Raw genomic sequence first — 12,673 nt, 5'->3', positions numbered from 1 at the left:
CTTTTCTCCAGACAATAAAAAGCCCGGCAATTGCCGGGCTGAGCTGAGCTATCGACAGCGCGCTAATCGCGACGGGCGTTCACTCTATTTGCTTCGTCAGTAATTTTTTTGATCCGCCTATCTAGGCGCTTTTGCTCACGATTGAAGTCGGTGCTGTAGTTGAGCCAGATCATCGCCAGCCCCGCACATATGGCGACAACAACAGCTGCCACCGCCCATATTGAAAAAGCGGTCAGCAGCCAGCCGAGCGTCCAGGGCGCCAAAAGAACAATGATCACCAGCAACGCTGCGAAGATGAGTTTCTGCATCGGCCTGCCTCCATTCAGAAACGGCGCAGGATATCAGAGGTTATGCTGCCTTGCGGCCCGTCAGCGCCTGTCGAAGCTTCTCAGCCACACCAGCAGGCTTGGGCTTCGCTTTCTGTCCAGTCGCCTTGCCGCTGCCAAACGGATTGGTCATCTGCGACCACTCGATCTTGGCGTCCAGCGCAATGAACAGCTCGGGCAATGGTGTGCTCCAGGCCGTGGCGGGGGGCCACCCCAACCAGCCTGTCGCGATGGCGTAGAGCCGGTCGACGTAGCTGCCGTCCTCAACGACGCTTACGCCGCCCCGGCTTGGTCGTTTCCCTGGTCACCACCGCGCGGGTTGTAGAGTGCGGCAAGGTAGGCGTTCAGTTGCACCGACACTTCCAGCACGCCGGCCTTCCAAACTTTATCGGCGATCGCCTCGGCCGCCTTGCCTTCCAGGCCGGCGCCGGCGGCAAGGATGATGGCGCAGCCATCCACGCTCATGGCATTGAGTGTCTGCGAAGCGCCGCGCAGACCGCCAAAGCGGCTTTCGATCGCACGCACCGCCTTCAGCGTGGGCTGCAGGGTGAACTCCTCGTCGCCCAGTTTCACGGTCAAGGTACCGTGCAAAGTCTTGTTCATGGTTCAGGTCCTGTTGAAGCGGGGCCGAAGCCCCGTTTGGTTACGGGGCTGCGTGGGCTGGAATTTCCAGAATCTCGGTGTTGATGGCGAGCGTGATGTTGCGGCGGACCACGTTGTCAGCCGCACCAGGTGCCACGGTGTTGTTCATCACCTTGACGCCGAAGTAGAACGTGGTCGGAAGGATTGCCGGGGTCGCGCCAGGGTCGCCGTCGTTGAGGGTGACCATGGTGTTGTAGTTGCCCTTGGTGCGGTCCTTGTGCGCGACGGACACCGCTTTCTGGCCGGCATCGCCGCTATCCAGGCCGACAGTCAAAGTGATGTCGCCCGCGTCTGCGGTGCCCTTGTACTTACGCACCCGGCCATCGCTCAGGGCGGTAAAGGTCACGCTGCTGAAGGTGTCACCGAATTCGCCCAGGTCCTCGATCTCGCCCACATCAATGTAGTCATCGGCCTTGTACTCGGCTTCGGTGGTGGCGGCGGTCTTCCCGCCAAAGCGTAAGCGGCAGCCGGCCGCCGTGTTCAGATTGTCTTCGGCCATGGGGGTTCCTCCAAAGGCGCGTTGGATAAAGCCGCGGGGCGGCCGGTAGGTAAATCAGTGGGTGGTGATCACGCGAACCGTGATCGAGCCTTGGTACGTAGTGCCATCAGCATCGCGCTGGGCATCGGCCTGCAGCACGCGCACGGACACTGCCCGCCCGTGCTCGAGCACCAGACGGCGCTCGTCGAGGGCGGCGATGACCTTGCCGTTGATGCGCTTGACCTCTGCCTGGCCAACGGCATCAGACCAGACAGACAGGTAGATCAGGCGCTGCTCGCGCTTGCGGCCGGCGATAGGGCTGATGTTGGTCGAGACCTCGCGGTCGATGGACACATAAGGCATCGGGGTGTTGATGCCGGCCCCATCCAGCACGGGGCAATCGACCTCGTCGCGCAGGCGGACGACCAGCGCTTCCTGCAGCGCAAGGGATGGGTCAGCCATTGCCGGCCCCCAGGCTCGCTTTGCGCAGCGTGCGTCGAATCGCTGTCTCGATATCCGCCAGCACATACTCCCGGTTCACGTCCATCGATGGCCGCAGCCAGGGGTGCGCCGGGCGGGCCGGGATGTTCGGGTGCTTGCCGAAGAAGTGCGTGCCGTCGCTCTTGTTCGTCTCGCGCTTACTGCGATTGCCGGCGCGCTTGCCGCCCGTGTACCCCTTGGTCCCGTACTCGATGAAGCGCAGGTAGTAGAAGCGGCGGTTGTCCCGCTTGCCGCGTATACCGATCTGCGCGTCCAGACCGCTGGGCGACACATACATGCGCAGTGCCGCAGCGGCATCGCCGGTGTCCTTGGGGATCAGCTGTTGCTGGGTGGCCAGGATGCGCCCTGCCGCCTGTTCCATGGCCGGCTTCAGCTCGTTGTCCATCGTCTTGTTGATGTTGCGCAACGTGCGGCGCAGCTTGAAATCACCAAGTAGCTTGGATCGACGGGCCATCGCCTACTCCTTGGCCGGGGCGGCCTTCGGCTTCTCGGCCTTGTCGGTTACCGCTTCGGCGTAGCCGCGAGCAATCAGGCCCTCGGCATACTCCTTGGCCACCTCGAACTCTTCGCCCTTCTCTCGATCGCCGGAGGCGCCCGAGAGTCGGCCCAGTGCACGAATTTTCATTGGGGGTACCTCATGGGTTGGGGACTGATGAGCACAAGAGCCTCATCATTGAGTTTTCGTTGTCAGGCAAAACAGCCTCGACCTTGTAGGTAATCCCGCGCCTGGTCACCCGCCAGCCCGCAACAATGTCAGTGCGTGACCTGGCGATGATCTCGGCAGTGACGACGGCTTCCAGTCGCTCGGCAACAGATGAAACCCGACCGCTGGGGGTTCTGATTTCAGCCCACATATCAGGACGAGCAGCGGGCAACCACGTCACTGTGGCGCCCCCGGACTTATTGCGCTCCTCGTGCGGGAAGGTGACCTTGCACAGATGACGCAGCGGGCCGGCCCTCATACGCCCCACCCAATGCGGTGCGGCGTCAGGAGTGCCTCCGAGCCTTTCGGCAGCTCAGTGGCGGTGGTCCCGATCACAACGTCCTCACGGTTCGCGTAAAGGTGGCCGAGGATCAGCAGGCAGGCAGCCCTGATCTGCTTGTTGCAGACCATGGGGGACTCGCCGGCAGCTCCGGCGGCGACAGCCTCATCCAGCGCCTGCTGATCGGCATAGAAACGACGGTTCAGGTAGTCCATCGCCTGCCCTTCCGAGGCCTCGATCAGGAGTTCTAGATACTCGTCATCGTCGTCAGGGTCTCGAAGGTGATGGCGTGCAATGGTCAAACTGATTACAGGCATGCCTTCACTCCTCCAGCGGCTCGAGCGATGCCAACTTCCGCTGCACCAGCTCCTCTGCATGCCGGCGTGGCACCATGTAAGCGGGACCGCCGCGGCGACGCAGTTCGCCCTCATCCATCTAGGAGCGCATCGGGTAGATCTGAAGAGTTGCTGGATTGGGGTTAGCTGCAACCAGATCCTCGCCAACTGGCTGGTCGATATCGTCGCCACTCTCAGCCGCCGCTGGGCCGCTCTGTCCTGCGCCTTCCGATGCCCCCGTTTCAGTAGCGGAGGCTTCGGCAATAGTGCTCAGGTCGCTTGCTGAGACGTTCGATCCAGGCCCCGAGTCTCCCGGTGCGGGTGGCAGTGCCTGCTCTGTGCTATCCCCCGAGCCTGGATCAGTTTCAGAAGCGGCCGATTCGCCAGGATTTGGCGAGACTGCATCACCCGGCGAGAGGGCCAAAGCCCCATCTTCAGGCTGGCTGCCGCTCGTTTCAGTGGTCGAGGCAGGATCCTGCGGCTCGACCGTAGACTCTGGTTTTTCCTGTTTACGTGCCATGGGAGTACTCCGTTGAGGCGCCATTTCTGGCGCCGTGTTGCGGAAAGATTAAGGCGTGACCAGCGGGCCAGTGACGAACGCTTCGTCGCGATAGATGGCAAAGGCCAGGCGCTCTTCAGCACGAATCGTTGCCATGTTTTTCTCGAAGTCATCACTGTTTTCGGTCGAGATCAGCACTTCAATTTCCATGCGATCGAAGATCTGAGCGCCGAGCTTGAAGGCGCCGACCAGGAAGTCGTTCTGTGTCATGGCCTGGGTAGAAACCACTGGGCGATTCCAGAGTTTCGCGTTGGTGCCTTCCTGAGGCTGACCGATGATGTAGCGGCCCTCCCCGTCCTTGGTCAGCTCGATGGCCGCCCAGTCGATCGGGTTGAGCACGATGCCGTCGGATGGGAACTCGGCCAGCTCGGCCTGCAGCAGCGCCAGGCGCAGGCGGTCAATGCGCTGCTCGCCCACTACAGCTACGCCAGCCGGGGCGGCGTACAGTTGAGCAACCGTCATGAGGCCCTGCAGGTTCACCCCGGTGCCGTTGCCGTAAAGCAACTGAGCTTCTTCTGCCATGGTGAGGCCATAGCGTGCACGACCGTCGATATAGCTCTGCAGTGCCTTGGCGTCGTCCAGCATCTGGCGGCTGGCTTTGAACAAATGGGCGATGGTCCGCACGTTCGCCGTGGCCAGGCCGAAGGTCAGGTCGGAGTACGGCTTGGCAGTGTTCTCCGCCACAGTGCGGGCGTTGTTGACGAAGCCGGTTTCACGGACGTACTCGATGGAGTTCGATTCGGTGGTACCTGGCGCGACCAGGTCGCGGACGGTCAGTCGGCGCTGAGGCGGGGCAATGATCCCCGGCAAGCGCTGAGTCTGCACCAGGTCACCGCCGGTTGCGGTGGTGATGGCCGCGCGCGGCACGGAGACACGGCGGGAACCACGGAAGGACGAGTTCATGTCCTTCATTTCTTCGCTCTCGATCACAAGAGCACCTACCGATTTCTGCGGCTCTTCCTGATGGCTCCGATCCCGGCTTGCATTCACCAGTTTCTGCTCTGCCTCGCCCAGGCGCGCCTGAAGTTCGCCCTGCTTGGTCAGCAGTTCATCGACCTTGGCACGGGTTTCGGTATTCATTTCACCGGAAGCCTTGATTTGCTTCTCGGTCGCCTCGGCCTGGCTTTTGATCTGGTCGCCAATGCCTTTGAGGCTGGCGTTGAGTTCTTTGACTTGGGCTTCAAAGTCCACGGTCACTTTCCTTTCAGAGAATTGAGGAGATTGGTTGCCGCGCTCAGAGAGGCGGAGAGGTCTGGCGCGACAGCGCGAGGCTTATCGGTCGGGGCAGCGTTATGCGTGCCCCCGCCGGCAGCGCGAGGCATGCCGGACTTGAAACTGGCGAACAGCTCGCGTCTCTCGGAGCGAGGCATTCCTCCCTTGGCCAGGGCTACATCCATGGCCTTGAGTGCATTGGCCTGGGCAGCGTCTTCGGTTTCGCGCTCGGTGACCTCGGCGGACGACAACAACCCAGTGGCCAGACCAAGCTCCACGGCACGCTTGCCGCGGAGGTAGGTTTCGTCGTCCATCAGTTCGGCCATGTCTTCAGCCGACTGCCCGCTGGTCTCGGCATAGAGGTCAGCCATCGCGGCATCGAATTCCTCCATATCGTCGGCGATATCGCGGAGGTAGTTGCGGTTGCCGGCAAGCCAGGTCCAGCAGTTGTGGATCATGAGGAAGGCGCTGCTGGCCACCTCTCGCTTCTTCCCCGCGAGGAAGACAATCGAAGCAGCGCTCGCCGCCATGCCGAGCACCTTGGTGGTGACCTCGTGACTGTGCTCTTGCAGGCGGTTGTAAATGGCAATGCCTTCGAACATGTCACCGCCTGGCGAGTTGATGTAGACGGTGACATCACGCTCGCCGATCGCCCGCAAGGCGGCGTCGATTCGTTTCAGCGTGACGCCCTCGCCATACCAGTCTTCGCCGATCACGCCGTACACGGTGATGGTGTCTGAGGTGTTCTCGACGGCCGCCTGGATCGCGGGATTCCATTTGTCGAGCGCGCGCGGGCTCATCTCGCTGCGCAGGCCGCGAGACTGGATCTTGTGCTTCATGGATTACTCCCGTGATTTACTTTTCGGGCTGTTGGAGCCAGTTCATCAGAGCGGCCCTTGCGGCCTGGCTATCGTTTTGCTTGCCCAACTGGTCAAGTGGAACCAGGTTGGATTGCACGGTCAGTACATCGCCACCCGGCATGCTCGGAAGGTTCTCTTTTCGCCGGCCCTCGTTTCGGGTCAGGTAGCCGTTCTGTCCCATCGTGCTGAGATAAGCCGCACGGCCCGCGCTATCCGCACGCAGGAATGCTTCAAGCGAGTACTCCGCATAAAACTTGATCCGGTCAACCGCCGTCATGCACCACTTGTTCACGCACTGCTCAATCGGCGCCGTGAAGGACATGATGCAGTAGGTGAGAAACGCGATCTGCTGCTGCTCCAGTCCTGTGCCCCAGTTGCTGCCCTTGTCGGTCTTCATCACCATCCAGGGTGGAACCCCGAACCAGCGGCAGATGTCCTCGATGCTGTGCCCTCTCGACTCCAGCAGTTGCGCATCGGCGGGGTTGATGCCGATCATTTCCGGCTTCACGCCCTGCTCGAGCACTGGGCTCTTGCCGGCATTCAATGCCCCGGAGATTGTCTTAACGTACTCACGAAACTCGACGCGCTGAGCCGGGTTAAGCGTCTTGTCGACCGAGAACGCGACTGTGGGCATCATGCCGTTGCGGAAGGTGCTGTTGGCGGCATCGTCTGCAGACATCGCAGAACCGAACACATCTGCGCCGTACCGAATAGCAGAAAGCCCGACCCGCCCATCCAGGGTGAATGCTGGGATATGCAGCATGTCCTGCCGCTGAATCTCTCGGCGGGCTCCCTTTCGGGGCCTGAAGAAGTATCGCAGCCTGCCGTCATCATCGAACTCGAGGTCGACTCGAGACGGCATCAGGAAGTCCAGCGCAATGACCCGACCTGCGGAGCGGTGAATCTCGCAGTAGGCGTTGCCCCACAGCAGCATCGATGCCACGACTGCCTGCCAGAAATGGAAGGCGGCCATGTCTTCGTTGGGGCTGTTGTGCACAACGTCGTACAGCGGGAAATCGCGGGCACTCTCTCGGCTACCATCGGGCATCCGCCGGTAGATGCTCAACGGTAAGCCGGCTACCGAGGTCGAGATGATACGAACGCATGCCCACACGGTGGACAGGCGCATGGCCTTGTCGACGCTGACTGACTTACCACTACTGGACTGGGCGCCGTTAAAGGCGCTCCAGAAACCTCCATCCGACAGTTTGATAGCCTTGCCCAGCCATTCACTCATACTGGCTGAAGGCTTGGTGGCAGCAGCGCCCAGTGCCTGGGATAGGGTTTTAATCACTGACAAGCCCTCTGCGGATGAAGCCGGCGATGCAGAAGAAGCTCAGTGATCCGGCCAGCAAAGCCCAGCCGGTACCAGCCAGCATCCAGACCCCGCTGCATGCCAGGCAGAAAGCGACCACTGCGCAGGCGATGAAAATATGAAATGCGTTCATGCGATCAGTGGATCCCGAATGCCGGCCATGAAGTTTTCCATGCCGCCCTGCCCCTCTGGATTGAGGGCCATCAGCGTCACAGCGTTAAATAGAGCCATCAGCGGGTCGATCTTGGCCGAGCCGCTGGCCTGCTTAGTAATGAGGATCGAGTTGCCACGCGGCTCGACTTTGGCGTTACCGCAGCACCAGGCCATCATCGGCTGGCCCCCGTGTAGCAGCGTGCCCTCGGCCAGCTTGCGCTCGGCAGTCTTGATGGCTCCGCCCAGGCGCCACCCTTGTGAAATACCGTCGATCTTTTCGCGCGGAATACCCATAGCCTCCAGCGCGTCGAGGATCGCGCCGACACCGGCCGGGTCCAGCCCGACCTTGTCCAGCAGGCCGGCCTGCTCGACCTGCGCCACCAGGCGCGCAACCGCTTCAATGTCGTCGCCGATGCGCTCAACAAGGGTAAGGTGCCCATCCTTGGCGAAGTCGCGGATGCGTGGCGCTTCGGCTTTACGCCGCTCCAGTACTGATGGATGGGCCCAGGCGTGAGTCCAGGTCAGCCAGCGCCGTGTGCCCTGCTCTCGGCCAAGTGCTGCAAAGCCAAGCAGGTCATCCAGCCCTCCGCCATCGACACCGATGTCGATCACTTCGCAGCGCTCGATCAGGTCTTCCAACGTGCGGCATAGCTCGGAGGTCTGCGCCTCCCAGAAATCAGCACCCGCCCATCGATCCGAAAGCAGCGCCAAGCCGATCTCGACGTTGAGGTGCTTGGCCAGGAAGACGCGGAACGACTCCTCGCCGTCCAGCTGGGCCTGTGCGTAACCACGCTCGATGAAAGGTTCGTCGACCGACAGCCCAAGGTTAGGGTTGGTGATGTACGCGTTGGAGAAGTCCCTGTGTTCGCCGGCATCCAGCATCGCCTTGGGAAACTCATACAGCACCGGCAAGAACGACTTATCGACGATCTCGCCGTCGCGCACCTTGCGGGCGTACATCAGCTTCTGCCGGAACACGCCAGCAGGCGGGGCGTCGGACTGGGTGGTGGCCCAGATGATGAACCCCTCCGGTCGGGATGCCAGGCCACCGGTGGCCTCTCTCAGCATCGCCTCGGCATTGGCGCGCTTGCCGAACACCCACAGCTCGTCGATGAACACGCCGATTGCCTTCTTGCCCGACACCGTCTCGCTGTCTGCCGCGACGACCTTCAGCGTGGCGTTGGTCTGACGGTGGGTCACGGTGCGCAGGTGGTCCTGCACCTTCAGCAAGGCTTTGAGCTCGTCGTCGGCCGCCACCATATCCCTGATCGGCAGGTAAGAGTTGTCCGCGATCTCCTTGGTCGGTGCGAGGATGATGAACTCACCTGAAGCTCGCCAGTTGAGGATCAGCGCGCTAAGCATGATACCGGCGGCGATGGTCGACTTGCCGTTCTTCTTGCTGATAAGCAGCATGAATTCGCTGACCAGGCGCCGGCCTGAGTCTGGGTCGTATGCGCCGAAGATTGCGGCCACGAACTGGTTGACCCAGTCACGCACGGTCTCGCACATCAACGGACTGCCAGTGGCGTCCACCATGCGCAATGCACCGAACACGTCCAAGGCTTCCTCAGCCTCAGTCGGGAACAGCGGCTCGAATGGGATCAGGCTCTGGCGGGCAACAATGCGCCGCTCCCAGTCTGGACAGGCAGTTGACCACTCCATCATTTCACCGACTGCAGTGGGCCGCGGCGCGTGCCGAACTTGCCGGTGGCCGCTTTCTCGGCATTAGCCTGAGCTTGGTCCTTCTTGCCGCTCTCACCCTTGCGCGGGTGAACGAATGGCATCAGGGCTTTGGCTGCATCAACACGCAGCTTCGGTTCGCTGCCGAGGTCGTTCATCACGGACAGCAAGAAGTCTTTGGGGTCTCGATGCAGGAGCGCCTGGGTCAGGTCGAAACCAGCTGGCTCGGGTTCCGGATGTTCCTCGGCTACAGGGTCCGAATCTGCCGCCTGCTCATCCTTTGCCGAGGCCTTCTCAGCAGGCTTGGCTTTAACATGCGCTTTAACATCGCCTTTAACATCTTGAGGCATCAAACCCAGGGCGCGGAGCTTGAGCAGCTCAGCCGCTACATCCTTGTCCTTGACCAGCCGAGAGCCCGCAGCAGACGCTGTCTTCTCGGAGTAGCCGGCCGCCACGGCAGCGTCTCGATTGGACGCACCTTCCCTCAGCGCAGCGATGAAAGCGCGCTTGCGGGATGTTAAAGCCATTTAACAAAAATCCTGTGGGGAGAAAAAATCTGTGCGTGGGATCGGAGGCGGTCTAGCTGCGGGAAGCGCTCAGATTTTTACCCCCCCCTCCCATTGCGGCACGTCATTGGCGTGCATCAAAGCGATCCTGCCTCCTCGGCCTGCTTGACCGAGTCGTGGCAGAGTTTGCAGAGCGACTGCCAGCTGGCCTGATCCCAGAAGAGCGTCATGTCGCCGCGGTGCGCCTCAATATGGTCGACCACTCCAGCGGCAACGGTACGACCTTGCCGGGCGCAGTAGACGCACAGCGGGTTGTCCCGCAGGTACTGCTCGCGAACCTTCTGCCACTTGTAGTTGTAGCCTCGCTGGGAGCTGGTCATGCCGCTGCGCCAGCTACCTGGGGTGACCACCTTGACCCAGGAGCTGGAGCCTTCCTTGATACGAGAGCCAAGGGTCTTGAGCCTGGCCATCACTCATCCCGCCGCATGTTGAGTTGCAGCGCGATGTGATCAGCGCGCTCGCGCACCTCGATCACTTGGCCATCGAACGTATGGACAAAGGCGCAGATGCCGTGCCACTGGGAGCTGGCACCGGCTTCCTGAACGCGGGCAATAGAGCTTGGAGCCAGATAGTGCTGGCGGCGGTTAATGTCAGTCAGCGTGATCATCGGGTCACCCTTGTGCTTTGCGAGACATGAACACGTCGGAGTAGCCACGCAGCTTCTCCACACCCATGAAGCCGACAGCGCCGCCAGCAAAGGTGGCCATGCCCTGCGGCAAGCCCATCCATTCGAGCAGCGGCACCAGAGCCAGGGTGATGAGTCCGCACAAGGCGCCCTCCAGGATCACCTGTCGGCGCGTCCCGCCGCCGTACACAACGCGCAGCGCGGCAATACCGACAGACAACCCAGCAGCGTAAAGCTGTGGCTGATGGGCGATCACCCAGGCGATCACGGCGGCCCAAAGGCCAGGGTCTTTCTCGGGCATGTTGGGCATCCGGGTTCCTCCCTTTCGGGGAGCTGAAAACGAAAATGCCCGCTCAAGGCGGGCAATATGAAAAAGTCAGTTGCGGTGAAGCATACCGCCGGGCTTGAGTTCGTCGCGGATCACCTGGCGGATCTGATCGGCTGGGTCGGTGATCTTCAGAGTCGCGACACTTGGCCAGTCTGCAAGAGCAGAGGCAAGATCGATCTTCGACTCTGCCCGGTGCTCGCCGATGCCGATCGAGCCTTCATCAATGCACGCCTCGCTGATATAGGCCTGACCGCCATCAACAACGAAAGGCTGATCCAGACGTCTGAGCACGATGCGCGGCACCCCGCCATCACTGATAGTCAGCTTGCCATTCTCCAACTTGATCGATGTGCCCATGCGGGCCTGCGAGCGAGCCGACGCTTCATCGGTGTTCTCGGGCCGCTCGTAGGTCAGCGTGGTACGGATGTCCGAGCCGTCGCGATCGAACGAAATATCCTCAGTCGAGAATTCGGCGCTGTCACGATGCTCGGCGGGGATCTTCATCACCTGATCGCCGATGAACTTGTAGCGCTCGACTGCGTTGCTGGGCAGGTCGCTCTCTGCCCACTCACCAACCGTCACGGTGGCCATCTGCGGCTCAGGCGGCAGGCTGCCGAGCTGAACATCAGGGCCGTTAATCTCGAAGTCACCGGAAGCCAGATCGAGCTTCCAGCCAGAGCCATGCTTGCCGCAGAGCGATTTGGGCGTGTAGTTGGCGGATTGGATCGAGCCGCGCATTTGCTGACCTCCATAAACGAAAAAAGGCCCGCCGATATGGCGAGCCTTGGAATGGGTGCAGAGGGCCGGTGCTTACCCGGCTTGATGGGCTGGATCGCTGGGTCACGTACCCCAGCCTCTCATCGCGTAACCGATCAGGGAGCTCACGGCTTTGATCGATGCCACTACCGACTTAGCCCAGCTGCCTGGGCGCGTCATCTGCATAAAACGGGACGGCCGACACAGCCAAGATCCCCGGCATTGCCTAGACTCCAGCCCAGGCCGACATACATAGGAATCGTGATGAGATTCAGAATTGACTATTTCCTGAGGGGAAAGGAGCGATGGTGGTGCTGCGAGGCACCAGCTGACACCCTTTCACTCGATGATGCTTTGCTCGCACTTATCAAGCTCCACATGTCCTATGCGGACCAGGTTTTGCGAGTGGATCTGCCTCGAACCTCTGTTCTGGATCACATGCAGCTGGCGAAAGAGCTCGGTATCTCAGATGTGAGAGTGAGCCCCTCGCCAACAAAAAACCCCGACTTATAGACCGGGGCTCGTCTGTGTCGCGTTGCTTGCAAGCTCCATAAACGAAAAAGCCCAGCGCTATGGCCGGGCTTTCAATTGTCTATCCTCTGAAACGCGCAGGAATGACAGGATGGGGTTAATTTCGCTCACGCGCTCACTGATGTCAACAGGCAATTACGCAGCTTCTTGCATCAGCAGCCCTTCGGCTTGAAGTATTTCGCGAACCTCTGTCAGTGCGTCACTGACCATGCCGTCGAGCTTCTCATTGATATCGGCCCTCCATCGGCGACGTGTCGACTCTGGGGCGGCATCCAGGTCCCAGGTGTTCATGTCGTAGAAGCTGTCGGCCAGGACGATCACCTCCTCCTGCTGCCCCTCGATACGACGCCTCTCTGCCTGGCCTGCCGCCACCGCAGCATTGACCAGCGAATCACGCCGCCACGCAGGCGCATCCAGCGGCACCTCGACCGATACCGATCGCGGCGCTTTCCGGCGGGCGCCCTTCAACTTAGGGATCGCCCAGGCCGTCACTGCCTTGAAGATGAACAGCTGCGGCGCGGGGCTGGCAATGCGCGGGCGAACGGCTGTGATTGCCTGAAGCTTCTTCGCCTTGTTGGTGCTGTACTTCGCCACTAGGGCGTCCCAGTGCCAGTCCTTCAGCATGTGATGCAATCGCGCTGCGATCCAGTAATCCACCTGAGTACGGTCAAGCCCGTGCGACTGGCCACCCAGTGAGGCCAGACACCCGCCTTCTTCCTCGGCTGCCCTGTACAGCTTCTGCCACGCCTGCCCCTTTGCTGCGCCCTTCTCGCCTGCCGCCAATGCCGCGACTACCGCCCCCGATACGCTGCTATAGATCATG

Annotated in this window: 21 protein-coding genes; all 21 read right to left on the bottom strand. The window is 61.2% G+C overall.

The genetic code is table 11. The features are described 5' to 3' along the window. Positions 1 to 62: 62 nt before the first annotated feature. Entirely contained in the window at positions 63 to 308 is a 246-nt protein-coding gene (locus ACPRTJ_RS23455; RefSeq protein ID WP_275726604.1) for a hypothetical protein, read from the bottom strand. Positions 309 to 348: 40 nt separating this feature from the next. Beyond that, positions 349 to 507, bottom strand: coding sequence for a hypothetical protein (locus tag ACPRTJ_RS23450; protein WP_345799350.1), 159 nt, complete (start codon positions 505 to 507; stop codon positions 349 to 351). Positions 508 to 599: 92 nt separating this feature from the next. Further along, positions 600 to 929, bottom strand: coding sequence for a hypothetical protein (locus ACPRTJ_RS23445; protein ID WP_275726606.1), 330 nt, complete (start codon positions 927 to 929; stop codon positions 600 to 602). 40 nt (positions 930 to 969) lie between these two features. Next, positions 970 to 1,467 (bottom strand): hypothetical protein, encoded by a 498-nt coding sequence (locus ACPRTJ_RS23440; protein WP_275726607.1) that lies wholly within the window; start codon positions 1,465 to 1,467, stop codon positions 970 to 972. Positions 1,468 to 1,521: 54 nt separating this feature from the next. Continuing rightward, positions 1,522 to 1,908: a DUF3168 domain-containing protein gene (locus ACPRTJ_RS23435; RefSeq protein ID WP_275726609.1), complete on the bottom strand. Its 387-nt coding sequence runs from the start codon at positions 1,906 to 1,908 to the stop codon at positions 1,522 to 1,524. After that, positions 1,901 to 2,401, bottom strand: a complete 501-nt coding sequence (locus ACPRTJ_RS23430) for an HK97-gp10 family putative phage morphogenesis protein (RefSeq protein WP_275726611.1) — start codon at positions 2,399 to 2,401, stop codon at positions 1,901 to 1,903. The genes ACPRTJ_RS23435 and ACPRTJ_RS23430 overlap by 8 nt, the downstream gene beginning before the upstream one ends. A gap of 3 nt (positions 2,402 to 2,404) precedes the next feature. Next, positions 2,405 to 2,572 (bottom strand): hypothetical protein, encoded by a 168-nt coding sequence (locus tag ACPRTJ_RS23425; RefSeq protein WP_275726613.1) that lies wholly within the window; start codon positions 2,570 to 2,572, stop codon positions 2,405 to 2,407. A gap of 10 nt (positions 2,573 to 2,582) precedes the next feature. After that, positions 2,583 to 2,909 carry a phage head closure protein gene (locus ACPRTJ_RS23420; protein ID WP_210014924.1) on the bottom strand — a complete coding sequence of 109 codons (327 nt, stop codon included), beginning with the start codon at positions 2,907 to 2,909 and terminating at the stop codon, positions 2,583 to 2,585. After that, positions 2,906 to 3,247: a head-tail connector protein gene (locus tag ACPRTJ_RS23415; RefSeq protein WP_210014925.1), complete on the bottom strand. Its 342-nt coding sequence runs from the start codon at positions 3,245 to 3,247 to the stop codon at positions 2,906 to 2,908. Before ACPRTJ_RS23415 ends, ACPRTJ_RS23420 begins: the two co-directional genes overlap by 4 nt. A gap of 118 nt (positions 3,248 to 3,365) precedes the next feature. After that, the gene (locus ACPRTJ_RS23410; protein WP_426427362.1) at positions 3,366 to 3,785 is read right to left on the bottom strand and encodes a hypothetical protein; all 420 of its coding nucleotides are present in this window, start codon (positions 3,783 to 3,785) and stop codon (positions 3,366 to 3,368) included. A 48-nt stretch (positions 3,786 to 3,833) separates the two neighbouring features. Next, a complete protein-coding gene (locus tag ACPRTJ_RS23405) occupies positions 3,834 to 5,015 on the bottom strand; it encodes a phage major capsid protein (protein ID WP_275726620.1) in 1,182 nt (393 codons plus the stop codon). Positions 5,016 to 5,017: 2 nt separating this feature from the next. Then, positions 5,018 to 5,875: a head maturation protease, ClpP-related gene (locus ACPRTJ_RS23400; protein WP_275726623.1), complete on the bottom strand. Its 858-nt coding sequence runs from the start codon at positions 5,873 to 5,875 to the stop codon at positions 5,018 to 5,020. Between the two features lie 16 nt (positions 5,876 to 5,891). After that, the gene (locus ACPRTJ_RS23395) at positions 5,892 to 7,190 is read right to left on the bottom strand and encodes a phage portal protein (RefSeq protein WP_426427361.1); all 1,299 of its coding nucleotides are present in this window, start codon (positions 7,188 to 7,190) and stop codon (positions 5,892 to 5,894) included. Next, a complete protein-coding gene (locus ACPRTJ_RS23390; protein WP_019471615.1) occupies positions 7,183 to 7,344 on the bottom strand; it encodes a hypothetical protein in 162 nt (53 codons plus the stop codon). Before ACPRTJ_RS23390 ends, ACPRTJ_RS23395 begins: the two co-directional genes overlap by 8 nt. Continuing rightward, entirely contained in the window at positions 7,341 to 9,026 is a 1,686-nt protein-coding gene (locus tag ACPRTJ_RS23385) for a terminase large subunit (protein ID WP_275726630.1), read from the bottom strand. The genes ACPRTJ_RS23390 and ACPRTJ_RS23385 overlap by 4 nt, the downstream gene beginning before the upstream one ends. Beyond that, entirely contained in the window at positions 9,026 to 9,571 is a 546-nt protein-coding gene (locus ACPRTJ_RS23380) for a terminase small subunit (protein WP_275726633.1), read from the bottom strand. Before ACPRTJ_RS23380 ends, ACPRTJ_RS23385 begins: the two co-directional genes overlap by 1 nt. Before the next feature lie 116 nt (positions 9,572 to 9,687). Next, entirely contained in the window at positions 9,688 to 10,020 is a 333-nt protein-coding gene (locus ACPRTJ_RS23375; RefSeq protein ID WP_426427360.1) for an HNH endonuclease, read from the bottom strand. Continuing rightward, positions 10,020 to 10,217, bottom strand: coding sequence for a hypothetical protein (locus tag ACPRTJ_RS23370; protein WP_275726638.1), 198 nt, complete (start codon positions 10,215 to 10,217; stop codon positions 10,020 to 10,022). Before ACPRTJ_RS23370 ends, ACPRTJ_RS23375 begins: the two co-directional genes overlap by 1 nt. Before the next feature lie 4 nt (positions 10,218 to 10,221). Continuing rightward, a complete protein-coding gene (locus ACPRTJ_RS23365) occupies positions 10,222 to 10,545 on the bottom strand; it encodes a phage holin, lambda family (protein WP_236176369.1) in 324 nt (107 codons plus the stop codon). 66 nt (positions 10,546 to 10,611) lie between these two features. Further along, on the bottom strand, positions 10,612 to 11,301 hold the full coding sequence (locus tag ACPRTJ_RS23360; protein ID WP_275726644.1) for a hypothetical protein: 690 nt from the start codon (positions 11,299 to 11,301) through the stop codon (positions 10,612 to 10,614). A gap of 684 nt (positions 11,302 to 11,985) precedes the next feature. Next, entirely contained in the window at positions 11,986 to 12,672 is a 687-nt protein-coding gene (locus ACPRTJ_RS23355; RefSeq protein WP_275726647.1) for a hypothetical protein, read from the bottom strand. Between the last annotated feature and the right edge of the window lies 1 nt (position 12,673).

The organism is Pseudomonas palmensis (assembly GCF_049942755.1).
Taxonomy (GTDB): domain Bacteria; phylum Pseudomonadota; class Gammaproteobacteria; order Pseudomonadales; family Pseudomonadaceae; genus Aquipseudomonas; species Aquipseudomonas palmensis.
This window is presented reverse-complemented; position numbering and strand designations above follow the sequence as displayed.